This is a genomic window from Tenacibaculum adriaticum, assembly GCF_008124875.1.
GTDB classification, from domain to species: Bacteria; Bacteroidota; Bacteroidia; order Flavobacteriales; family Flavobacteriaceae; genus Polaribacter; species Polaribacter adriaticus.
Genome location: NZ_VNIA01000003.1, coordinates 21,931 through 45,695 on the forward strand (window position 1 = coordinate 21,931; position 23,765 = coordinate 45,695).

Consider the following 23,765-nt stretch of genomic DNA (forward strand, 5'->3'; position numbering starts at 1 on the left):
TCTTTTTTCTAATTATTCTCAGAATACCCAATAGGTGTTCCAATTAATGTTGCACTAGTACAATCATCAATTCTAACATTTACAAAATCCCCCATTTTATAATTTCCCTTCGGAAAAACAATTACCGTATTTTGGGTATTACGTCCTTTCCATTCATTAGGGTTTTTCTTAGAAGTTCCTTCAATTAAAACTTCTTGTATTTTTCCAAGATTCTCTTTTGTACGATAAAAACTATGCTCTTGTTGTAGATCTATAATTTCTTGCAAACGACGCTTTTTTGTTTCAAAAGGAACATCATCTTCCATTTTTTTAGCAGCTAACGTACCTGGTCTTTCAGAATACGCAAACATAAATCCGAAGCTATATTTAACATGCTCCATTAAATCAAGCGTGTCTTTGTGATCTTGTTCTGTTTCTCCACAGAAGCCAGCAATCATATCTTGACTTAAAGCCATTTCTGGAATGATTTTATAAATATTATCAACTAATTCCATATATTCTTCACGAGTATGTTGACGATTCATCGCTTTTAACATCGCATTACTTCCGCTTTGAATAGGTAAGTGAATGTATTTGCAAATATTTTTATGTTTTGCCATTACATAAATCACATCCAAAGTCATGTCTTGCGGATTTGAGGTTGAAAAACGAAAACGCATTTTAGGGAATTCAGTAGCACACATATCTAATAATTGAGCAAAATCAACTGCCGTGGCTTTCGCCATTTCTGAAGCTTTATCAAAATCTTTTTTCAATCCGCCACCATACCAAAGATATGAATCTACGTTTTGACCAAGTAGTGTAATTTCTTTGAAATTCTTTTCATGCATAGCTCGAATTTCTTCCATAATACTCTGTGGATCACGACTACGTTCACGTCCACGAGTAAACGGAACCACACAGAATGTACACATATTATCACACCCACGCGTAATTGATACAAATGCAGAAACTCCGTTCGAGTTTAATCGAACAGGAGAAACATCAGCATACGTTTCTTCTTTAGAGAGAATTACATTTACTGCATCACGACCCGCTTCAACTTCTTCAACTAGATTTGGTAAATCACGATATGCATCAGGACCGACTACTAAATCTACTATTTTTTCTTCTTCTAAAAACTTAGCTTTTAAACGTTCTGCCATACAGCCCAAAACTCCTACTTTCATTTTCGGATTCACCTTTTTTACGGCGTTGTATTTTTGTAAACGTTTGCGGACAGTAGTTTCAGCTTTTTCACGAATAGAACAAGTATTTACCAATACTAAATCTGCTTCTTCTAAGTTTTGAGTAGTATTAAAACCTTCTTCAGCAAGTATTGATGCTACAATCTCACTATCGTTCATGTTCATCTGGCAACCATAACTTTCTATAAAAAGTTTTTTAGTGTTACCTTCTTTTTGTTCAATAACAAGTGCTTCTCCTTGTTTTTTTTCGTCAATAACTTTTTCAACGTGCTCCATAATCGTAAATCATACTAAATAGTGGGCAAAGATACAACCAAAATATATATTCTGTGACAAATTGTCATTAATTTAACATGTTGATTATTCTTTAAATTAGCGTTAATTCTTCTGAAAAAAATTACAATAAAAAAAAACTCTCTACTTTTGCAAACACATACCACCATTTATATTGTGGTGAAAAAGATAATAGACAAAGATACATGGCAAAGAATTTAGTGATTGTTGAGTCACCAGCAAAAGCAAAGACGATAGAGAAATTTCTAGGTAAAGATTTTCAGGTTGAATCAAGTTTTGGACACATAGCAGATTTACCTTCAAAAGAGTTAGGGGTTGATGTAGAAGGAGATTTTAAACCTAAATATATAGTCTCTTCAGATAAAAAAGCAATTGTAAAAAAGCTTAAGGATTTAGCAAAAAAAGCAGAAACTGTTTGGTTGGCATCGGATGAGGATCGTGAAGGAGAGGCTATTGCATGGCATTTAGCAGAGCAGTTAAAGCTAAAAGATACAAACACCAAACGAATTGTATTTAATTCAATTACTAAAGATGCAATTTTAAAAGCAATTGAAAATCCTCGTACAATTAATTATGATTTAGTTGATGCGCAACAAGCACGTCGTGTTTTAGATAGGATAGTAGGTTATGAGCTTTCGCCAGTACTATGGAGAAAAGTAAAAGCAGGATTGTCTGCAGGTCGAGTACAATCGGTAGCTGTACGTCTAATTGTAGAGCGTGAGCGCGCAATAGAAAACTTTATACCGGTTGCATCTTATAGGGTAGACGCAGAGTTTGTTAATGAGGATGGGAAAAAATTCAAAGCGAAACTTGCTAAAAATTTTGACACAAAAGAGGAAGCTGAAAAGTTTTTGTCATCTTGCCTAAATGCAGGGTTTAAAGTAGCAGATTTACAAACAAAACCAGCAAAAAAATCACCAGCAGCACCTTTTACAACATCAACATTACAACAAGAAGCATCTCGTAAATTAGGGTTTCCTGTGGCAAAAACGATGATGGTTGCACAACGATTGTATGAAGCAGGATTAATTACTTATATGAGAACAGATAGTGTAAACTTATCTCGTGAAGCTATGAGTAATATCAAAGAAGAAATTACAAATAATTTTGGGACTGAATACAGCAAATCTAGAAAATTTGCAACTAAATCTAAAGGAGCGCAAGAAGCGCACGAAGCAATTCGTCCGACAAACATCGCTACTCAAGAAGTTTCCGTTGAATATGATCAAGATAGATTATATAGTTTAATTTGGAAACGAACAATTGCTTCACAAATGAGTGATGCTCAACTTGAGCGTACTAATGTTAAGATAAGTAATGATAAAAATAAAAAACAATTTACAGCAAACGGAGAGGTAATTACATTTGATGGTTTCTTAAAAGTATATCTCGAAGGAAACGACAATGAAGATGAAGAGCAAGATGGTATGTTGCCCCAAATGAAAGTGAATGAAGTTTTAGAAAATGAATATATTACAGCTACAGAACGTTACACACGTCCACCATCTCGATTTACAGAAGCATCGCTGGTAAAGCAGTTAGAAGAATTAGGTATTGGACGTCCGTCTACATACGCGCCAACAATTTCAACAGTTCAGAGAAGAGGATATGTTGAAAAAGGTACGGCAGAAGGAAATGAAAGAAATTATGCGCAATTAATTTTAAAAGGGAATTCAATTTCTGAAGAAGAATTAACTGAAAAAGTAGGAGCTGATAAAGGAAAATTAATGCCTACAGATATTGGTAATATTGTAAATGATTTCTTGGTAGAAAATTTCACGAAAGTTCTCGATTATGGTTTTACCGCAAAAGTTGAAAGTGATTTTGATGATGTAGCAGAAGGTAAAGAGAATTGGAAATCAGTAATAAAAGATTTTTACAAAGATTTTCATCCAACAGTAGAAGATGTTGCTGAAAATGCAGATAGGGCAAGCGGACAAAGATTATTAGGAATAGATCCTGAAAGTGGTAAAAACGTATATGTACGTTTAGGTCGTTTCGGAGCCATGGTACAAATTGGGGAAGCTACCGATGAAGAAAAACCAAAATTTGCAAGTTTGCAAGGAGATCAAACTCTAAGTGGTTTAACCTATGAAGAGGCGATGGATTTATTTAAACTTCCAAAGACAGTGGGTGATTACGAAGGAAAAGAAGTAGTGGTTGCTAGCGGTAGATTTGGCCCTTATATTAAATTTGATGAAAAATATGTGTCTTTAGACAAAGGAGAAAATCCAATGTCGGTAGATATGGGTAGAGCTATTGAACTTATTGAGGCAAAAAGAAAAGCGGATGCGCCCATTGGATATTACGAAGAGTTGCCAATTCAAAAAGGAGTTGGAAGATTTGGTCCATTTATAAAATGGAATTCAATTTTTATCAATGTCAATAAAAAATATGATTTCGATAATCTGTCTCAAGCTGATTTAGAAGAATTAATTGAAGATAAAAAGAAAAAAGAGCGTGAAAAAGTGCTTCATAATTGGGAAGATGTTGGAATTAGAGTCGAAAAAGCACGTTGGGGACGCTTCAATGTTATAAAAGGAAAGATAAAAATTGAGCTTCCGAAAACGACGGAAATAGAGAAATTAACAAAGGAAGAAGCTGAAAAAATGATAGAAGCTAAAACTCCGAAGAAAAAAACAACAAGAAAAACGACAAAAAAGAAATAAATTTTTATCTTGCCAACCATTCATAATCCCCAAAGATGAATACTGATTTTTTATCACCGGTCGATGAAAAAGTGATTGCACACACGGTGTTGCAGTCACCAATGAGTTTGGGTAGCGTTATTCAAATTCATTCTCACCAAAACGGGTTCCCCGATTTGGAAGGTGTTTCCGTAGCAATTATTGGGGTTAAAGAAGGACGAAAAGCTGTCGATAACGACGGTTGTGGAGAAGATCTTAAAAATATTAGAAGAAAGTTTTATGAACTTTTTCCTGGTAATTGGCATACAAAAGTAGTAGACTTAGGAAATATTGAGCAAGGTAATTCGGTAGAAGATACCTATTTTGCAGTTTCCGAAACAGTTACATCGCTACTTAAACAAGATATTATACCAATTCTTATAGGAGGAAGTCAGGATTTGACTTACGCAAATTATCGTGCATACGACGTGCTAGAGCAAACTGTAAATTTAGTTTCTGTAGATAGTCGGTTTGATTTAGGAGCAATAGACGATGAGTTAACATCAACTTCTTTTTTGAGTAAAATAATTATGGAAAAGCCTAATAATTTATTTAATTATAGTAATATTGGCTACCAAACTTATTTTAATTCTCAAGAAGAAATAAACCTATTGCAAAAACTATATTTTGATGCTTTTCGTTTAGGAGAAGTTAAAAGATTAGAGTTGGTAGAGCCTATCATGAGAGATGCTGATATTGTAAGTATAGATATGGGTTCTGTTAGGCAAAGTGAAGCTATTGGCAACAAAAACGCATCGCCAAATGGGTTTTATGGAGAGGAAATTTGTGCAGTTGCACGTTATGCTGGTATAAGTGATAAAGTAACTTCTTTTGGAGTTTATGAATATAATTGTAGATTAGACCAGCACGAACAAACAGCGCACTTGATAGCGCAAATGGTTTGGTATTTTATAGAAGGGGTTAATTTTAGAGCAAAAGATTACCCATATTCAACCAAAGAAAGCTATCAAAAGTTTAGTGTTATGCTAGAAGATGATGATCCTATTAACTTTTATAAAAGTGATAAAAGTGGTCGTTGGTGGATGGAAATTAATTTAATAACAGATAATAAATATAAACGACACGCGTTAATACCATGTGCATATCAAGATTATGTTAAAGCGATGGAGCAAAAAATTCCTGAAAGATGGTTTAAAGCACAACAAAAGCTAACATAAAAAAATTATATTTGCACGCGTAATAAAAATAAATAGTTAGTTAAAGCGTATTTATTAAGTGTTAAAAAGACAATGGTTACGAACTTTTTTAAGAAATACAATATGAAGAAAGTAGCAGTACTTGCACTATTAGTAACAATCATTTATAGTTGTGGTTCAAGCAACGATAGAGGTGAGTTAGTTGGAGTAAAATCAAAAAGAAAATGGTTTGCAGAAAAACCATACGGTATGGTTTTTATTAAAGGAGGTTCGTTTACCATGGGTAAACAAGATGAAGATCCTTTAGGAGCTATGAATGCGCCAACAAGAACAGTAACAGTTCAACCGTTTTATATGGATGAAACAGAAGTTACCAATAGTGAATATAAAGAATTTGTATATTGGGTTAGAGACTCTATTACAAGGACTAAGTTAGCGTATCAAGCAGAATTTTCTTCTATAGATCCAGACCCTGCAAATGCAGGGAAAAACGCAGTAGGAATTCAACGCTATGCGTTCGCGTCAAAAGATACCGTTAATGAAACATCGTACCAAAAATACATGAGAGAGAACTACTATGAAGTAGGGGAAGGTATGGATTCGTTAAAACCTCTAAACTGGCAAGAAGAATTAATATGGGATAAAGAAGAATACCCAGATACAGATTACGTTGAGGTGATGGATTCTTTGTATATTAAAAAAGATGAAGCTCTAAATGGTATCAGAACTTTCGATACAAAATTATTAAATTATAGATATTACTGGTTTGATAATGAAGAGGCTGCAAGAACCGGTAAAAACAGAAAAGATTTCTTAAAAAATGAAGTGTTAAACGTTTATCCAGATACAACAGTTTGGATTAAAGATTTTAATTATTCATATAATGATCCAATGCATCAAGAATATTTTGCTCATAAAGCTTATGAAGATTATCCTGTTGTAGGAGTTGATTGGGATCAAGCCAGAGCTTTTTGTCATTGGAGAACTCAAAAGAAAAATACGTACCAAAGATCTAGAAAGAACTTAGGCTTAGTGCCAGGTTTTAGATTGCCAACAGAGGCAGAGTGGGAATACGCTGCTCGTGGTGGTTTGGACTACGCCAAATATCCTTGGGGAGGACCTAACACAACAAGTGATAGAGGTTGTTTCTTAGCAAATTTTAAACCAGTTCGTGGAGATTATGCTGCAGATGGAGCGTTATATACAGTTGAAGCAGTTTCATACAATCCTAACGGATTTGGATTATTCAATATGGCGGGTAACGTAGCAGAATGGACAAATACAGCGTATAATCAAATGTCTTATTACATGGGGTCAACGATGAACCCAAATGTTGAAAACAGAGAAAATCAACGTAAAATTGTTCGTGGTGGTTCTTGGAAAGATGTTGCATACTTTTTAGAAGTAGGTTCTCGTGATTGGGAATATGCGGATACAGCAAGAAGCTACATTGGTTTTAGAACAGTACAAGATTACCTAGGAACAAAAAAGAATTAAAAATTACACAATAAATAAATCCCTAATTAAAACAAAAAAATTAAAAAATTATGGCACAATCAAAATCAACTAAGAGAATTTTTAACATGGCTTATGGTTTAGGAGCCTCAGTAGTAATTTTAGGAGCATTATTTAAAATTATGCACTTTAAAATTGGTCCTTTAACTGGTGGTTTAATGCTAACTCTAGGTTTAGTTGTAGAAGCTGTTATTTTTGCCATATCTGCTTTTGAACCTATAGAAGATGAATTAGACTGGACAAAAGTATATCCAGAATTAGCAGACGGTACATCAACAGGAAAAGGAGGAAAGGATAAATTAGCTTCACCAGATGATGCACAGTCTATGTTATCTCAAAAATTAGATAATATTTTAAAAGAAGCTCGTTTAGATGTGAATTTAATGTCTAGTTTAGGAACTAGTATTAAAAATTTCCAAGGAGCAGTAGAGCCTTTAGCTTCTGCATCAGCATCAATTACTTCTACAAATAAGTATAATGAGCAAATGGCTATGGCGGCAGCAAAAATGGAATCGTTAAATAGTTTATACCAAACGCAAGTTGATAATGCTAGTAAGCAATCTGATTTAAATTCTGCGATGGTAGAAAATTCTCAACGTTTACAAGAGCAAATGCAATCATTAGCAACTAACTTATCTTCTTTAAATGGAGTATATGGTGGAATGCTTTCTGCAATGACTAGCAAATAATTAGTTTACTAATTTTTATTAACTAAAGAAAACTAATATAGAATGGCAGGAGGAAAACAGTCACCAAGGCAAAGGATGGTAAACTTAATGTACCTTGTATTTATTGCAATGTTAGCAATGAATATGAGTAAAGAAGTTTTATCAGCATTTGGATTAATGAAAGAAAAATTATCTGACTCTAATACAAGAGCTACGGATAAAAATAAAGCAGCATATGAAGCTTTAGCATTAAAAGCTTCAGAACAAGAAAAGCAGTATGGAGAGGCTAAAGAAAAAACAGACTCGTTAAGAGTTATGGCAGACGACTTTTTTAATTATATAGAAGAGTTGAAAACTAAAATGACTGCTGAATTAGAAGATAAAACAGCTTACGAATCAATGGATAAGTCTGGGTTCTTAGATCAATATTTTTTCAAAAACGGAAAAATTACAAATGAAGCGAATGAGTTTGTTGGTAAAGTAAACGATTTTAGAGAAAAATCATTAGAGATTTTAGGTGAAAGAGAATTAGCAACTGTTGTTGCAGCTCGTTTTAATACTGATGACGTTACAAATAAGGAAGGAATTAAGCAAGATTGGTTAAAATACAATTATGAAGGATTTCCTTTAATAGCATCATTAACAAAGCTTACACAAATTCAGTCAGATATAAAGACTACCGAATCGGACGCTTTATCAGCATTGTTAGAAAAAGAGTTATCAGCAGCTGTTTCGATGACAAACTACGATGCTATGGTTGTTTTTGATAAAAATGCCTATTATCCTGGAGAATCATTATCCGGTAAAATCGTTTTAGGTAAAAACGATCCAAATTTAACAGCAGAAAAAGTTGTTATTAATGGTAAAGATTGGCCACAAGATAAAATTAAAGCAGGTCAAGTTCTTTTAGACGGACCAGCAGGTAGTGTTGGAGATAAATCTTTAACAGGAAGTTTTTTCTTTAAAGAGAATGACTCTTTAGTTGAAATACCTATTAAAGGAGGGTACTCAGTAATTCCTAAACCTAATGAAGCAGTAATTTCTGCAGATAAAATGAATGTGGTTTACCGTGGTTTATCTAATCCAATTACTATTTCTATGCCAGGAGTTCCTTCAAATAAGGTTTCTGCTTCTGCAGCTGGTTTAAGAAGAATTAAAGGAGATAGTTACATGATGACACCTGGTTCTGGTAACGAGGTCTCTATTAATGTAACAGGAGACTTAGCAGGATCTAAAATAACTTCAAGAAAGAAATTCAGAATTAAAGATATTCCACCAGCGGTGGGTATGGTTAGAGGGCAATATGGTACAGTACCAATGCCTAAAGCTAGTTTAGGAAACATTTCTGTAGCTGCTGGATTACCTGATTTCTTATTTGATTTAAAATTGAATGTATCTAGCTTTAAAGTTAAAGTACCAGGTCAGGTAGCTGTACCTTGTTCTGGAACTAGAATGAGTGCTAGAGCTAAACAAGCAATACAAAAAGCAAGAAGAGGAGATGTAGTTACTATTTTTGATATCAAAGCAAGTGTATCAGGATCTTCTTATAAGATTAAAAAAGTATTGCCTGTTAGTGTTGAAATAACAAATTAATAGTAAAAAACAAAAAGTATGAATTGGAAGCGTTTTTATGTGGTTTTATTAGCATTAGCTACAACTAGTGTGGTTACTGCACAAGCTAACCTTTTAAATGCTAAAAAGGTAGAGAATATTGGTAAAAAAACTCAAGCAGAGATAGATTCTGAAGATGAAAAACCATTACCGTATGGCTTTATTAGCGATAGAGATGTTCTTTGGTCGAAGGTAGTTTGGGAGTATGTAGATTTGAACCAAAAAATAAATCTGCCTTATTATTATCCAATTGATACAACAAACGCTTTAAGTACAAGACGTTCTTTGTTCGATACTTTAATGAAAGGTATTAAAACAGGTGAAATTGAAGAGGTTTATTCGGACTCTTATTTTACTACAAAAATAGGAATAGAAGACGTTAAAAAAATGACATATATGGAACGTGAAGTTGATGGAGGACCAGAACAAGGAGGATATATTGATCCTTACTCTATTCAATCTCAAGATGTTAAAGGGTATATGTTAAAAGGTATTTGGTATTTTGATAAACGTCAAGGTGAGTTAAAGTATCGTATGCTAGCTATTGCACCAATGGGGCCAGATGTACAAGTTATGGGAGTACAAGAAATTGATGATGCAGACAGTGTTTATGAATTGTTTTGGGTTTTTTATCCAGACGCTCGAGATGCTTTACATGCGTCTAAAGTTTTCAATCCTAAAAACTCAGCACATCCAATTTCTTTTGATAACTTGTTAAACGCGCGCCGTTTCAATTCAACAATCATAAAAGAAGAGAACTTGTATGGTGATAGAAAGATTGCAGATTATATCCGCGGAAACTCTTTATTCCAGTTATTAGAAGCTGATAGAATTAAAGAAGGTATTCGTGACCGTGAAATGGATATGTGGAATTACTAAAATAATTTCTATATAATATTAAAAAGCGTTCTCTTTGTAGAACGCTTTTTTTATGAGTAATGAATAACTATTTTTGATGTATGAATGTTGATTATATAATTGTTGGTTTAGGTTTAGCAGGGGTAGCTTTTGCAGAAGAATTACTAGAAAATAAAAAGGCATTTTTGGTTTTTGAAGATGCTTCTCAAACCTCGTCATTGGTAGCAGGGGGTACTTATAATCCTGTTATTTTAAAACGTTTTACACCAGTTTGGAATGGTCATAAACAACTTGAGTTCGCGATGCCATTTTATAAAAAATTGGAAGATAAATTCAATTTGAAATTCGATACAAAATTTGCTACTAAAAAGGTTTTTACTTCTATAGGAGATGAAAACAATTGGTTTATTGCCTCAGATAAGCCTATGTTATCTTATTATATGAAACCTCAGATTCATCGTGAAAAAATTGAAGGTATTATTGGAGATTTTGGTTTTGGTGAACTAAAAGGAACTGGAAGGATAGATACAACAAAACTCATTAATATTTATAGATCTTATTTAAAGGAGAAAGGAAATATCAAAAATAAAAGGTTTAATTATTCACAATTAAATATTGAAGAAAATAAACTAGAATATCAAGGTGTAAAAGCAAATAAAATTGTTTTTTGTGAAGGTTTTGGGTTAAAAGAGAACCTGTTTTTTAATTACCTCCCTTTAAATGGTACCAAAGGAGAAACACTTACTATTTATGCTCCTGAATTAAAAATTGATTTTTTGTTAAAATCAACAGTATTTGTACTCCCCTTAGGAAATGATCTATATAAGGTTGGTGCAACTTTTAATTGGACAGATAAAACATCTAAGCCAACCAAAGAAGGAAGGGAAGAATTAGAAAGTAAACTTAAAAAAGTAATCTCAGTTCCGTATTCAGTAATAGAACAATCTGCAGGAATTAGACCTACTGTAAAAGATAGAAGACCTTTGGTAGGAATGCATCCGATATATAAAAATATAGCAGTATTAAATGGATTAGGAACACGTGGAGTAATGATCGCTCCAACGGTTGCCAAAAATTTATTTAATCACATTGAAAAAGGAGAACAACTAGATAAAGAAATCGATATTAAACGATTTGAATAAATTAGTTTTCTTTTTTTATGCCCTTTAATTTTTCTATATTTTTATCATAGCTCACAAAAATATTAATCCAAATAATACGAGATAATCGTAAGGTAACGGGAATAAGTAATAGAGAAACGACTATAATAGCAATAAAGCTGTGTAAAATGGTCATTCCTAAAAATAATTTAGAAATAATGAAAACAGCAACAAAGAGTGCTACAGCCAATCCATAATTTACATACATAGCACCAAAGAAAAAAGAAGGTTCCATCATGTATTTTAAATTACAGTGAGAACATCTATCATGTAGTTTCGAAACCTTTTTTATATTAAATGATAACTTATACTTAAAAAATGCTCCTTCATGGCATCTTGGACATTTATTATTAAAAATACTGTATAATTTGGTTCCTTTTTTAAACATAAGTTGGTTATTTATCAAACTTTAAAAGTCTGTTTTGTAAGTTTGTGCAAATTTGAGAAAAAATATAATTACAACTTGTAACTTTGGTTACAAATCATATCTAAATTACTAAAAAAATTTATGTTAAACGTACATAATTTGTCAGTATCGTTTATGGGAACCGATTTATTTTCGGGTATCACTTTTAAACTTAACAAAGGAGACAGAATAGGATTGATTGGAAAAAATGGAGCAGGAAAATCTACTTTATTAAAAGTGCTTTCGAAAGATATTGAAAGTAGTGGAGGAACCATGGCTTTTGATAAAGATGTTCGTATGGGTTTTTTACGTCAGGATATCGATTTTGTAGAAGGAAGAACTATTTTGGAAGAAGCATATCAAGCTTTTGAAGAGATTAAAGAAATAGAGTTAAAGCTCGATGAAATTAATCACCAATTAGCAGAAAGAACCGATTACGAAAGTGAAGGTTATACTCAGTTAATTGAAGATTTGAGCGATCTTACGCATCGTTATGAATTATTAGGAGGGTATAACTATCAAGGAGATACAGAAAAAATTCTTCAAGGGTTAGGGTTTCAAAGAGAAGATTTTGACAAGCTTACCGATACATTTTCAGGAGGATGGAGAATGCGTATCGAATTGGCAAAATTACTATTACAAAATAACGATATTTTATTGTTGGATGAGCCTACCAACCATTTAGATATTGAATCTATTATTTGGTTAGAGAACTTCTTAAAAAGTTATGCTGGTGCAATTGTATTGGTATCGCATGATAAAATGTTTTTAGATAATGTAACGAATAGAACTATTGAGATTTCTTTGGGACAGATTTATGATTACAAAAAACCATATTCTCAATTTTTAGAATTAAGAGCAGAGATCAAAGAGAAGCAAATACAAGCACAAAAAAATCAAGAGAAAGAGATTCAACATACGCAAAAGTTAATTGAAAAATTTAGAGCTAAAGCAAATAAGGCCTCAATGGCTCAGTCGTTGATTAAGAAATTAGATAAGGTTGAACGTATTGAAGTTGATGGGGAAGATAATGCAGCAATGAATGTTCGTTTTAATATTTCTAAAGAGCCTGGTAAAATTATTGTTGAAGCAGAAAACCTTAGTAAAAGTTATGGAGATAAGCATGTTTTAGAAAATGTAGACCTCTTGATAGAACGTAATTCTAAGATTGCTTTTGTAGGACAAAATGGACAAGGAAAATCTACGTTAGCAAAAATGATGGTTGGCGAGATTCCGTTTACAGGAAACCTAAAACTAGGCCATAATGTACAAATAGGGTATTTTGCTCAAAATCAATCAGAAGAATTACCGCCCGAGAAAACAGTTTTAGAAATCATGGAAGATGCAGCTTCAGATACAAATCGAATGCGCGTTAGAGATATGTTAGGATCTTTCTTATTTGGTGGTGATGCGGTAGACAAGAAAGCAAAAGTACTTTCAGGAGGTGAAAGAAACCGATTGGCATTATGTAAGCTATTGTTGTCGCCATTTAATGTGTTAGTAATGGATGAGCCTACAAATCACTTAGATATAGCTTCAAAAAACGTGCTTAAAACGGCATTGCAAAATTTTGATGGAACTTTAATCGTTGTTTCTCACGATAGAGATTTTTTACAAGGATTAACGTCAACAGTTTACGGGTTTAAAGACAAGGTAATTAAAGAGTATTTGGGAGATATCGATTATTTCTTAGAGCAACATAAAATGGAGAGTTTACGCGAAGCGGAAAAGAGAACAGTTGTAAAAGAAGTAAAGGAGACGAGTAAAAAAGAAGTTTTTCAATTATCTAGAGAGGACGAAAAAGAATTGAAAAAACTGAAAAATAAATCAGCTAAAATAGAAAGTCAAATTGCCGATTTAGAATCTAAAATTGAAAAAATAGATTTGGAATTAGCTCAAAATTATGATGAAGTTTCTTCGCAACCAAACTTTTTCGAAAACTATAAAGCTAAAAAAGCAAAGTTGGAAGATTTGATGTTAGAATGGGAAGAAATTGAGGAAAAAGCATCAAATTTTAGTTAATGTTTTCTGAATCTATACAAACTGAAAACCAACAAGTTTTTCTGCCGATTTTGGAAGAAAAAAATATTGAATTCTTTGTAAAAAGAGAGGATGAAATCCACGAGTTTGTTTCAGGTAATAAATTCAGAAAATTAAAATATAATATAGAAGAAGCAAAGCTTCAAAAGAAAAATACTTTATTAACTTTTGGTGGTGCATATTCTAATCATATAGTTGCTACTGCTGTTGCAGGAAAAATAGCAAGGTTAAAAACAATCGGAATTATTAGAGGAGAAGAATTAGCTAGTAACATAGATAAAATCCTTTTAGAAAATGCAACACTTCGAGAAGCTCATAAAAACGAAATGCAATTTGAGTTTGTATCTCGAGAAGATTTCCGAAAAAAAAATGAAAAAGACTTTATTGATGCACTGTATGATAAGTTTGGAGACTTTTATTTAATTCCAGAAGGAGGAACCAACGAATTGGCTATCAAAGGTTGTGAAGAAATCTTAACAAAGCAAGATGAAAAATTCGATTATATTTGTGTCGCTGTGGGTACTGGAGGCACAGTTTCAGGATTGATAAATTCTGCTAAAGGTCATCAGCAAATAATTGGGTTTTCTGCATTAAAAGGTGATTTTTTGTATGAGGAAATTAAAAGATTAACTTTGAAAAAAGATAAATGGAGTATACAAAACGACTATCATTTTGGAGGTTATGGAAAGTATAATCCAGAATTAATTCGTTTTATCAACGATTTTAAAGAGCAAACACAAATTCCATTAGATCCAATTTATACAGGGAAAATGATATTTGGAATTGTAGATTTAATTGAAAAGAATTATTTTGATCCCAATAGCAAAATTTTAGCAATTCATACAGGAGGGTTACAAGGTATTAACGGAGTCAACAAAAAATTAATTAAAAATAATTTAGAGTTAATAAAAGTTTAATGAAGTTACGAATATTCTTATTAGCATGTACAGTAGTTTTTTTAACTAGCTGCGGGAGTAGTAAAAAAGTGGTAAAAAATTCTCCCAAATCAGTGGTGTTAGAAGATGAACCTATTAATGAAGTTTTACCAGAATTACCACAATTAGAACCAGTAGTAAAAAGAGTTAAAACAAATAGCAATCATACTATTGCTTATATAGAGAAATTTGCACCGATAGCTGTTAAGAAAATGCATGAGCATAACATACCTGCGAGTATAACATTAGCGCAAGGTGTTTTAGAATCTGGTAGCGGTAGAAGTCCGTTAGCGATTCGTTCTAACAATCATTTCGGAATTAAATGCCATAAAGGGTGGAATGGAAAAAGTGTAACACACGATGATGATGAAATAGGAGAATGTTTTAGAAAGTATAAATATCCTGAAACTTCCTACGAAGACCATTCTAAGTTTTTAACTTCAAGAAAACGTTATGCTAAATTATTTAGATTAAAATCTACAGATTATAGAGGTTGGGCTTATGGGTTAAAAAAAGCAGGATATGCTACTGATAAAAAATATCCAAATAAATTAATAGGAATTATTCGAATGTATAATTTAGATCAATATGATCGTGTACCAAAAAATAATAAACTGGTTGTTGATAATTCTATTTCTACTTATTCTGAAAATAATTATCAGGTACAAAAAGGGGATACGCTGTATTCGATTGCAAGAAAATATAATATATCTGTTAAACTATTGAAAAAAACAAACGGATTAAATAGTAATACCATAAGTATTGGTCAACAATTAAGAATAAACTAATGCCTGTAATCAAGTCTGTAAATAATAAACAACCACAAATACCAGAAGGAACTTTTATAGCTGAAAATGCGACCATCGTTGGAGATGTTAGCATGGGAAATGAATGTAGCGTGTGGTTTAATGCAGTTATCCGAGGCGATGTCCATTTTATAAAAATTGGGGATAAGGTGAATATTCAAGACGGAGCGGTGATACACGCAACGTATCAAAAATCACCAACCACGATTGGAAACAATGTTTCTATTGGGCATAATGCTATTGTACATGGATGCACAATTCACGACAATGTTTTAGTAGGAATGGGATGCATAATTATGGATGATTGCGTAGTAGAAAGCAATTCTATAATTGCTGCTGGGGCAGTAGTTACTAAAAATACTCGTGTAGAAAGCGGGAGTATTTATGCAGGTGTTCCAGCCAAAAAAGTAAAAGATATTTCTCAAGAACTAATTTCTGGTGAAATAGATAGAATTGCCAATAATTATGTGAAGTATTCGAGTTGGTTTAAAGAATAAAAACTCGATTTCGTTTTACCGAAACCGAGCTTTCAATCAACCAAAATAAGTAATCCCCAAAACTTATTACCAGTTATAATTTTTCTTTTTCGCTTGTTTTTTGATCGCTTTTATTAGTACGCTTTCTAGTTGATCTTTAGAAGAGTTTTCTTGTTGTTTTTTAGCTACATATTCACGACGTTTTTTGTTTAATTCTTGAATTTTATGCTGAATTTCTTTTCGTTCACTACTTTTTTCAGCAACATACTTTTTAATTTCTTCATTCGATTTGTTACGTAACTCTTTAGGAAGTTGAGTTTTTTTTAGCTCACTGTATTTAAAGTCTTTTTCTTTTTCAGCATCGACTAAATCCCAAGAGGAATTGTTATATAAACGAGAGCTTTTGGTAACAGCTCTTTTAACGACAACTACTTCATCTAAAGTTTCTGCATTAGAGTCTTCTTTTGCTTGACTTTGATATTTAGAATACCCTTTATCTCCATAATATATGTAGGTTTTATTGAGTCTTTTATTTAATATAATAATATCATCATCATATGGTGTTACAATGTGTACAATTTTTTTATTATGATTTATCGTCATATAATCACCACCACCTTGTTTGGCTCCATCTTGCCACATTCCGCTAATCCCGCTATTATAATCACCGCAAAAAATGGTATTAACTATTACATCTTTTTCTTTTGCATTTATAACGGCGTCTTTATAGTTTATACTTCCTTGTGTAAAAGGCTCGTTTCCTGCAATGAAAATCATTTTTAAATCACCTTTATTATTTCCCCATTCTAATTCATCTATTGAAGTTTGAATAACTTCACCACAATATTCATTTCCTCCATTTGTAGTGAGTGAAAATAAGCGTTCAGAAATTTCATCTAAATCACTACTAAAACGTAAAACCCTTCGTATGTATCCTTTTGTGTTCGATAGTCTACTATTACCATATTCATATAAAGCGATTTGTAAATTAGGTTTCTCGTTACCACATTTTGCATACGAAAGCTCGTTTACGATTTCCCATAACTGTGCTTTCGCCTGATTAATAAGTCCGTCCATACTATTACTAGTATCTAACAATAAAGCAACTTTAATAGTTTGTTGTTTTTTTAATTGGATGTTATTTATTTCTGATGCATTTACATAAGCTGTAAATCCAACGAATAGAAAGAATAGAAAGGTTATTTTAATAGATTTCATAATTGTTTATTTTAAATAAGACAAAGGTTTCAGTTTCGTAAGTTTGATGAAGTAAAACTATAAGGAACTTAATTTAAAAAAAAGCGAGAATGAGTAAACACTACTTTCTAATGAGTAAATGAGAAGTTTAATTGAGGGAATAATAATTTTTTATTTGTTTATAGAGAGAGAATACGAAATCGCTATTTTTTTGGTTGCTTTTTTGTACGTAAGTTTACAATTGAAATAAGAAAATGAAACACTTTAAATACATACTAGTTATTCTTTTTTTTGCAGGATTCCATTCAAGTTTTTCGCAAGACGAAGTGTTAAATACTACATCAAAATTTTTTGAAGTAAAAGTTAGGGTTATTGATAAGGAAACAAGTAAGCCGATAAAAAATGCAGAAGTTCAGGTAAATGGCATCGTTACTAATTTTTCTGATATTAATGGAGTATATCGTGTAAAAGCGAGAGTGAATGACCAATTGGTGGTTGATCATCCAGATTTTGAAATCGTTTATTATACGATTAAATCTAATGAAGATATTAAGATTGTTGTAGAGAACTATACTCAAGATAATTATTCGAGTATGCTCAAAACACGTTCTAGTTCTAAAGCAGATTTATACCATGAACATTTAGATTCAGCAAAATTTTATCAAAAAAAGGATATAGAAAAAAGTTTGTCTTTTATTGAAAAAGCACTTAAAGACACCAACTCTCGTAAAAGAAATGCAAATACCTATAAGACTTTAGCAGATATTTATTTCTTCTGGAAACAATACGATTTAGCGATTAGTAATTATAAAATTTCTTTACAGATAGAAGAGGATAGTCAAACAAGAATTAAACTTGCAGAAGCGCAATTTTTAACTAAAAAATATGAAGAAAGTGAAGCTTCATATAAAATAGTATTAGATAAAAAATTAAGTTCTTATCAAAAAGTATTAGTAAATGAAGGTTTGGGAGATTTACATTTTGCGTCTAAAAAATTTAGTAAGGCAGAAGTCAATTATAATAAAGCTTTAAAAATAGCAAAGAATAATTTGGTTACACCCAAAATAACGGACTTAAACTCTAAACTGGCAGATGTTTATGTTAAAAAAGGGAATCGTAAAAAAGCAGATAATTTATATCAGAATTCGTTAAAATTAGCTTCTAAAGAAAATAAAAAACGCTCGTTAAAGGAGCAGGAAAAAGTTGCCGATTATTATAATAAATCAAATCGTTATGATGATGAAATTAAATTGCGACAACAGACTCTAGAAGAAGCAGAAAGCGTTTCTGAAAATAATATTTCTAGTATTAAAAATGATACTATTAATTCACAAAAGATAAACTATAAAATTGGGAATGCTTACGTGCTAAAAAAAGAGTACAAAGAAGCAGTTCCTTTTTTAGAAAAAAGTATTAAAGAAGCAGATGCTAATGAGGATTTAGTGGTTAAAAAAGATGCAACACGTAGATTGTCTGAGTTATACGCAACTGTTGGAGATTATGATAAAGCGTTAAAAAGTTATAGAGAATATGTTACTGTTGTAGATTCTTTATATGTAAGAAAAGAGCAAGAAATTCAACAAGCAAAGAGGTTTAGTAAAAAAATTGCTGATAATCAAAACCGAATAGCGAGTTTAGAAAAAGACAAGGAACTCAATCAGAGTAAAATTAGTTTAGCATATAAAGACCAGCAATTAACACAAGAAAGCAATAAGCGACAACGGTTGATTATTTATTCATTAATAGCAAGTTTTTTATTGATGAGTTTGTTAGCATATTTTATGTATCGTACAAATAAACAGCAAAAATTAGCAAATAATTTATTGGCTTTAAAGTCGATGCGATCACAAATGAATCCTCACTTTATTTTCAATGCATTAAACTCTGTAAACAGCTTTATTGCGGTAAACGATGAAAGAAATGCAAATAGGTACTTATCAGAGTTTTCCGTGTTAATGCGTTCGGTTTTAGAAAATTCTGATGAAGATTTTATTCCACTTACCAAAGAAATTGAATTATTAGAATTGTATGTAAAGTTAGAACATAATCGTTTTAAAGATAAATTCGATTATTCAATTTTAGTTGATAAAGTTATTGATTTAGACCAATTTTCGATTCCACCAATGTTGTTGCAGCCCTACATAGAAAATGCTATTTGGCATGGGCTTCGTTATAAAAAAGAGAAAGGGAATTTAAAAATTTCAATAACTCAAAAAGATAAAGAAACCATCTTAATTTCTATTCTTGATGATGGTATTGGACGAAAACAATCGCAAGAGCTTAAAACTAAAAACCAGTTAAAACAACGATCAAAAGGAATGAGTACAATTAAGAATAGAATTGCCATTTTAAATGACATGTATAAAGACCGGGTTTCTGTTGAAGTTTCTGATGTTTTAGAAAATGGAGAAGGAACAAAAGTAGAGTTACTATTGAAAAAGAAATAAAATGAAGATCAAAGCAATTATTGTAGAAGACGAACAAATAAGTAGAGATATTTTAAGAAATTACTTATCTAAATACTGCTTAAATGTTGAACTATTAGGGGAAGCAAGTAATATTGATGAAGCTTATGAATTGATTCAAAAAAACGAGCTAGATTTAGTGTTTTTAGATGTTGAAATGCCTTTTGGTAATGCTTTTGATTTGTTAGAAAAAGTTGAAGATAGAACTTTTGAAACTGTTTTTGTTACTGCTTATGACCATTACGCTATTGAGGCATTAAACAATCATGCATCGTATTATTTGTTAAAGCCTATTTCTATTGATGAACTAATTAAGGCGGTAGAACATGTAACTTCAATAAAAATGAAAGAAAGTGAGTTGCACAGTAGGGTTTTAAAACCAAGAACAAATAATGTTAATGGAAAGATTACGATTCCACAACAAGATGGGTTTGAAGTTGTGAATGTGAATGATATTGTTTTTTGTAAAGCAGATGACAATTATACCGAAATTCATTTTGAAAATTCTAAAAAGTTAGTCAGTAAAACATTAAAATATTTTGAAGGTATTTTAAATGAGTATTCATTTGCTCGAATTCATAAATCGTATTTGGTTAATGTGAATTCTATAGTAAAATATAAAAAAGGAAAAGGAGGAAGTGTGGTTGTGTCTAACGGTAAAGAGATTTTAGTTTCCGCTTCCAAAAAAGGAAGTTTATTAACTTTTTTTAAATAAAAAAAAAACTCGATTCCGTTTATTGTAAACCGAGCTTTTATTTAAAATTTAGTTTAATAATAAGAGATGAATTATATCTAGAAAGAATATTGTAATTAAGTATATAAGCATTGTAATTGTTTTTTAAAGGGTTAATATGAAATTAAGTTCATTTTAGTCTAGTTTTACAGTTCTTTTTTACTTCCATTAGCAAATACTCTGTAGTATTTATTATGGGTAATTATTAAGCCTTCAGATTGTTTGTTAGGCCAACTTTTCCTGTAATCTTTAGGATGATTTACATCAATACTAAATACTTTTCCGTTATGAAGTTTTTTTACTTTACGCTGAATTGTATGACCTACAATTACGGCTTTAGCATTAAATAACTTTAATCCCTTATCTATTTCTTCATTTGTTAAATCATCATTAAAATAGCCTCTGTACCATGAAGGTCCTTTGGTTGTTGAAATTAATAACTGTTCTAAAGAATCTCCTTTTTTAGGGTAATATGCTTGACGATAATTACCTCTTACAATCTGATTAATTTCATTAATATTTGTTTTATAGTTTGCTAATTCTGGATGAATACCACCATGTACAAAAAGGTGTCCGTTTATAATTTCTAACGTGTTTTTACTAGCAAGCCATTTACCTATAAAAGATTTTGAATTGTATAATTCGTATTGTTGTTTTTGTAGAATAGAGGCAACGTAAAAATATTTTAAAGAAGCTTTTGTATAGTTTCCTTGAAGATTTTTTATTTCGTGATTACCTAAGATGAAATGAACTCTTCCTCCCAATTTTTTAGCTTCTTGTTCTAGTTTATAAATAAACCAAAGCACTTGTGTTGTAGAAAAACCTCTATCAACAAAATCACCAACAAGAACTAAGTGTCCGTTACCGAATGTCCATTCTAGATTTTCATTAATTACTTGGTTGTTTATTAAAAAATCGCGAAACGTTTTGTAACCACTTTCAATATCAGATATTGCTAGAATTTTACCTCCATCGTTGTAAATACTTTCAGGAGTTTTTATATTTGGATCAATAGTAAAGTCGAACGTAGAATCATCTAAATTAAAATAACTATTCATTTTCAATTCAGAGTTTATATTGTAATTTTTATGGCTTGCTTTAAAACCATCGTTTCTGTTTCCAGTAACATAGTTAACACTTAAAAGAGTGTCGTTTTTATAAAAAACATAAGGGCCTTCTTTTTTCCAAGCCTTTTTTATTGGATTGTCGGAATAATGTACATTTCCGTTTAAAAACAATACAATTGAAACTCCTATAAGTAAAAGGAATAAAAGAGTTCCTAAAATATGTTTTAAATAGCGTAAAATTCGTTTTTTCATTTGTTAAGTTTTAATTGTTAGAATCATTGAGTAACAAATGTAAATGTGAGTTTGTGAGGAGTAAATTAATTGGGATGTACGTCTATTTTTAACCTATAAAAGATAACTTGTGTGTTGTAAAGTGGTTTCATCACACTTTTAGTCACATTGAATGCTTTTTTAGAGGTGTTTATCAATTTATCTTGTATAGTATGTAGCTATCTTTAACTTTGTTGCATGATTAAATGGATAAACAATAACAAGAAAACACTAATTATTATAGGTTTATCATCAGTATTAATACCAATCTTGATAATAACTTATATAATTATAACCTCAAATAAAGAGTCTGTAGTTATTTCTTTTGATTCTACGACCGATTTTTTATTAGGTACGTATTATGTGTTATTGATTTTAGGAGGAGTAAGTTTATTTGTGTATTGGATATTAAAACAAATAAAAACGATTATCAACTTAAAAAATGAAAAAGTAAAAACGGAATTGATGCATTTACAATCGCAAGTCAACCCTCATTTTTTCTTTAATATGCTCAATAATCTTTATGGACTTATAGAAAAAGATACAGATAAGGCAAAAGAGTTAATTCTTAAATTGTCAGACATGATGCGTTTTAGTATTTATGAAGGCCAAAAAGAGCAGGTTATGCTAAATGAAGAGGTTGACTTTATTACAAATTTTATTGAGTTGCATAAAATGCGCTACCATAAAAACATTGATATTGATTTTAAAATAGCTATTGAAGAAGATGGCATAAAGACAATGCCGTTGCTTTTTATCATTTTGGTAGAGAATGCTTTTAAACATGGCGTAGAAACTTTAAGAAATAACGCTTTTGTTTATTTAAGTCTTAAAGCGAATAAAAATGAAATCTATTTTGAAGTGAAAAATAATTTTGAGGAAGAAATAGAAACTAAAAATGGTTTAGGTTTAAAAAACTTAAAAAGACGATTAGAGTTAGTATATCCAAATCGCCATAAAATAAGTTTTTCTACAGATGATAAGGTTTTTAAAACAACATTAATCCTTAAGAAAAATGATTAAATACTTAATTATTGATGATGAATCTATGGCTCATGATATAATTAAAAGGTATTGTGATTTATTACCTAATTTTCAGTTAATACAACATTGTTATGATGCTATTGAAGCTTTAGAATGTTTAAATAACAATAAGGTAGATTTAATTTTTTTAGATTTAAACATGCCTAAATTAAAAGGATTTGATTTTTTAAAATCTTTATCGAAGCCTCCAAAAGTAATTGTAACAACAGCATATAAAGAATATGCTTTGGAAGGTTATGAATTAAATATTGTAGATTATCTGTTAAAACCTTTTAGTTTTGAGCGTTTTTTAAAAGCAATAAATAAAATTCAAGATCAAAATAAAGAACAATCGGAAGCAACTCAAAGATTAGAAGAAGAGCATGATGGAGGTGTTTTTTTACGATCTAATAAAAAACACATTCAGGTAAAGCTGAAAGATATTTTATTTATTGAAGCTATTGGTAATTACTCTAAAGTTGTTACAAAACAAGAAGAAATTACTGTTAGAGAAAAAATTTCTGATCTTTTAAAAACTGTGTCTAACAATCAATTTTTTCAAATACATAAGTCTTTTATAGTGGCAAAAGATCATATTAACTCAATTGAAGGCAATCGAATTTTTATAGATGAATACCTTATTCCTGTCGGTAAAACGTTTAAAGTTAATTTAAAAGCATTATTAAAATAAAAACTCGATTCCGTTTTTAGAAACCGAGTTTTCAATCAAAACTAATCAACCAAACTAATTTTTTTCTATTTGTTTATCCCTTTTAAAATGACTTCTTTTTCCTCCTCTTTTATGCATTTTGTGCATTCTTTTCGATTGCATTTTTTCATACTTTTCATATTGAGTATTATTTAAAATACTTTTCATTTCAGCTTTATAGGCAATTTGCTTGTCTAACATTTTGTTTTTCATTTCAAAACGTTGGTCTGCAGTTAACTCTTTAAATTCTCCTTTTGAAGCTTTTCTTTTTTCATGAAAGTTTTTACGTTCTTCCATTTTTTTTGCTATCAAAGGTTTAATTTGAGTTTGCTGTTTAGAAGTTAAATCTAACTCTAGAGTCATTTTTTTAACCGCTAACTCAGTTTGTTGTTCAACTGATAATTTTTCCATTTCTTTTCTTTGCTTTTTTTGTGCTTGTGTAGCTAATGTAATTCCTAACATTAAAACTACCATTGTTATTATTTTTTTCATTTTCGATTT

General features: G+C 31.0%; 20 protein-coding genes. 15 read left to right on the forward strand and 5 right to left on the reverse strand.

All coding sequences use genetic code 11. The annotated features are described in order from the left end of the window. Positions 1-8 precede the first annotated feature (8 nt). Positions 9-1,463: a tRNA (N6-isopentenyl adenosine(37)-C2)-methylthiotransferase MiaB gene (gene miaB, locus C7447_RS09100; RefSeq protein ID WP_148870209.1), complete on the reverse strand. Its 1,455-nt coding sequence runs from the start codon at positions 1,461-1,463 to the stop codon at positions 9-11. A gap of 203 nt (positions 1,464-1,666) precedes the next feature. Between miaB and topA the strand changes: the two genes are divergently transcribed. The 7 genes from topA (at position 1,667) to C7447_RS09135 (ending at position 11,119) form a co-directional block, all read left to right on the forward strand. Continuing rightward, positions 1,667-4,150 carry a type I DNA topoisomerase gene (gene topA, locus C7447_RS09105; protein WP_148870210.1) on the forward strand — a complete coding sequence of 828 codons (2,484 nt, stop codon included), beginning with the start codon at positions 1,667-1,669 and terminating at the stop codon, positions 4,148-4,150. Positions 4,151-4,185: 35 nt separating this feature from the next. After that, the gene (locus C7447_RS09110) at positions 4,186-5,346 is read left to right on the forward strand and encodes a formimidoylglutamase (RefSeq protein ID WP_148870211.1); all 1,161 of its coding nucleotides are present in this window, start codon (positions 4,186-4,188) and stop codon (positions 5,344-5,346) included. Between the two features lie 102 nt (positions 5,347-5,448). Next, positions 5,449-6,822 carry a T9SS ring complex lipoprotein PorK/GldK gene (porK, locus tag C7447_RS09115; protein WP_148870212.1) on the forward strand — a complete coding sequence of 458 codons (1,374 nt, stop codon included), beginning with the start codon at positions 5,449-5,451 and terminating at the stop codon, positions 6,820-6,822. A gap of 50 nt (positions 6,823-6,872) precedes the next feature. After that, positions 6,873-7,529, forward strand: a complete 657-nt coding sequence (porL, locus tag C7447_RS09120; RefSeq protein WP_148870213.1) for a type IX secretion system motor protein PorL/GldL — start codon at positions 6,873-6,875, stop codon at positions 7,527-7,529. Positions 7,530-7,571: 42 nt separating this feature from the next. Further along, entirely contained in the window at positions 7,572-9,101 is a 1,530-nt protein-coding gene (gene porM / locus C7447_RS09125) for a type IX secretion system motor protein PorM/GldM (protein ID WP_148870214.1), read from the forward strand. A gap of 18 nt (positions 9,102-9,119) precedes the next feature. Beyond that, complete coding sequence (gene porN / locus C7447_RS09130) at positions 9,120-9,998, forward strand: type IX secretion system ring subunit PorN/GldN (RefSeq protein WP_148870215.1); 879 nt, start codon at positions 9,120-9,122, stop codon at positions 9,996-9,998. Positions 9,999-10,078: 80 nt separating this feature from the next. Next, entirely contained in the window at positions 10,079-11,119 is a 1,041-nt protein-coding gene (locus C7447_RS09135; protein WP_148870216.1) for an NAD(P)/FAD-dependent oxidoreductase, read from the forward strand. 1 nt (position 11,120) lies between these two features. Here C7447_RS09135 and C7447_RS09140 read toward each other — a convergent pair whose 3' ends face one another. Next, positions 11,121-11,525, reverse strand: a complete 405-nt coding sequence (locus tag C7447_RS09140; RefSeq protein ID WP_148870217.1) for a DUF983 domain-containing protein — start codon at positions 11,523-11,525, stop codon at positions 11,121-11,123. Positions 11,526-11,645: 120 nt separating this feature from the next. On the opposite strand from C7447_RS09140, the gene C7447_RS09145 reads away from it, so the two are divergent. From C7447_RS09145 to C7447_RS09160, 4 genes are read left to right on the forward strand one after another with little or no spacing between them, the layout of a single operon-like run. Next, complete coding sequence (locus tag C7447_RS09145; RefSeq protein ID WP_148870218.1) at positions 11,646-13,565, forward strand: ABC-F family ATP-binding cassette domain-containing protein; 1,920 nt, start codon at positions 11,646-11,648, stop codon at positions 13,563-13,565. Further along, the gene (locus tag C7447_RS09150; protein ID WP_148870219.1) at positions 13,565-14,500 is read left to right on the forward strand and encodes a 1-aminocyclopropane-1-carboxylate deaminase/D-cysteine desulfhydrase; all 936 of its coding nucleotides are present in this window, start codon (positions 13,565-13,567) and stop codon (positions 14,498-14,500) included. Before C7447_RS09145 ends, C7447_RS09150 begins: the two co-directional genes overlap by 1 nt. Next, positions 14,500-15,306, forward strand: a complete 807-nt coding sequence (locus C7447_RS09155; protein ID WP_148870220.1) for a glucosaminidase domain-containing protein — start codon at positions 14,500-14,502, stop codon at positions 15,304-15,306. Before C7447_RS09150 ends, C7447_RS09155 begins: the two co-directional genes overlap by 1 nt. Next, positions 15,306-15,821 carry a gamma carbonic anhydrase family protein gene (locus C7447_RS09160; protein WP_148870221.1) on the forward strand — a complete coding sequence of 172 codons (516 nt, stop codon included), beginning with the start codon at positions 15,306-15,308 and terminating at the stop codon, positions 15,819-15,821. The genes C7447_RS09155 and C7447_RS09160 overlap by 1 nt, the downstream gene beginning before the upstream one ends. A gap of 66 nt (positions 15,822-15,887) precedes the next feature. On the opposite strand, the gene C7447_RS09165 is transcribed toward C7447_RS09160, so the two are convergent. Continuing rightward, a complete protein-coding gene (locus C7447_RS09165) occupies positions 15,888-17,018 on the reverse strand; it encodes a vWA domain-containing protein (RefSeq protein ID WP_148870222.1) in 1,131 nt (376 codons plus the stop codon). A 233-nt stretch (positions 17,019-17,251) separates the two neighbouring features. On the opposite strand from C7447_RS09165, the gene C7447_RS09170 reads away from it, so the two are divergent. Both C7447_RS09170 and C7447_RS09175 read left to right on the forward strand, forming a co-directional pair. Beyond that, positions 17,252-19,444 carry a tetratricopeptide repeat-containing sensor histidine kinase gene (locus C7447_RS09170; RefSeq protein ID WP_148870223.1) on the forward strand — a complete coding sequence of 731 codons (2,193 nt, stop codon included), beginning with the start codon at positions 17,252-17,254 and terminating at the stop codon, positions 19,442-19,444. A 1-nt stretch (position 19,445) separates the two neighbouring features. Next, positions 19,446-20,177, forward strand: coding sequence for a LytR/AlgR family response regulator transcription factor (locus C7447_RS09175; protein ID WP_148870224.1), 732 nt, complete (start codon positions 19,446-19,448; stop codon positions 20,175-20,177). Between the two features lie 164 nt (positions 20,178-20,341). On the opposite strand, the gene C7447_RS09180 is transcribed toward C7447_RS09175, so the two are convergent. Beyond that, positions 20,342-21,514, reverse strand: a complete 1,173-nt coding sequence (locus tag C7447_RS09180; RefSeq protein WP_148870225.1) for a metallophosphoesterase — start codon at positions 21,512-21,514, stop codon at positions 20,342-20,344. Between the two features lie 216 nt (positions 21,515-21,730). Here C7447_RS09180 and C7447_RS09185 point away from each other — a divergent pair, with 216 nt between their 5' ends. Together C7447_RS09185 and C7447_RS09190 are read left to right on the forward strand one after the other, a co-directional pair. Then, the gene (locus tag C7447_RS09185; RefSeq protein WP_148870226.1) at positions 21,731-22,555 is read left to right on the forward strand and encodes a sensor histidine kinase; all 825 of its coding nucleotides are present in this window, start codon (positions 21,731-21,733) and stop codon (positions 22,553-22,555) included. Then, on the forward strand, positions 22,548-23,246 hold the full coding sequence (locus tag C7447_RS09190) for a LytR/AlgR family response regulator transcription factor (protein ID WP_148870227.1): 699 nt from the start codon (positions 22,548-22,550) through the stop codon (positions 23,244-23,246). Before C7447_RS09185 ends, C7447_RS09190 begins: the two co-directional genes overlap by 8 nt. Positions 23,247-23,300: 54 nt before the next feature. Here C7447_RS09190 and C7447_RS09195 read toward each other — a convergent pair whose 3' ends face one another. Next, positions 23,301-23,756: a hypothetical protein gene (locus tag C7447_RS09195; protein ID WP_148870228.1), complete on the reverse strand. Its 456-nt coding sequence runs from the start codon at positions 23,754-23,756 to the stop codon at positions 23,301-23,303. Positions 23,757-23,765: the final 9 nt, after the last annotated feature.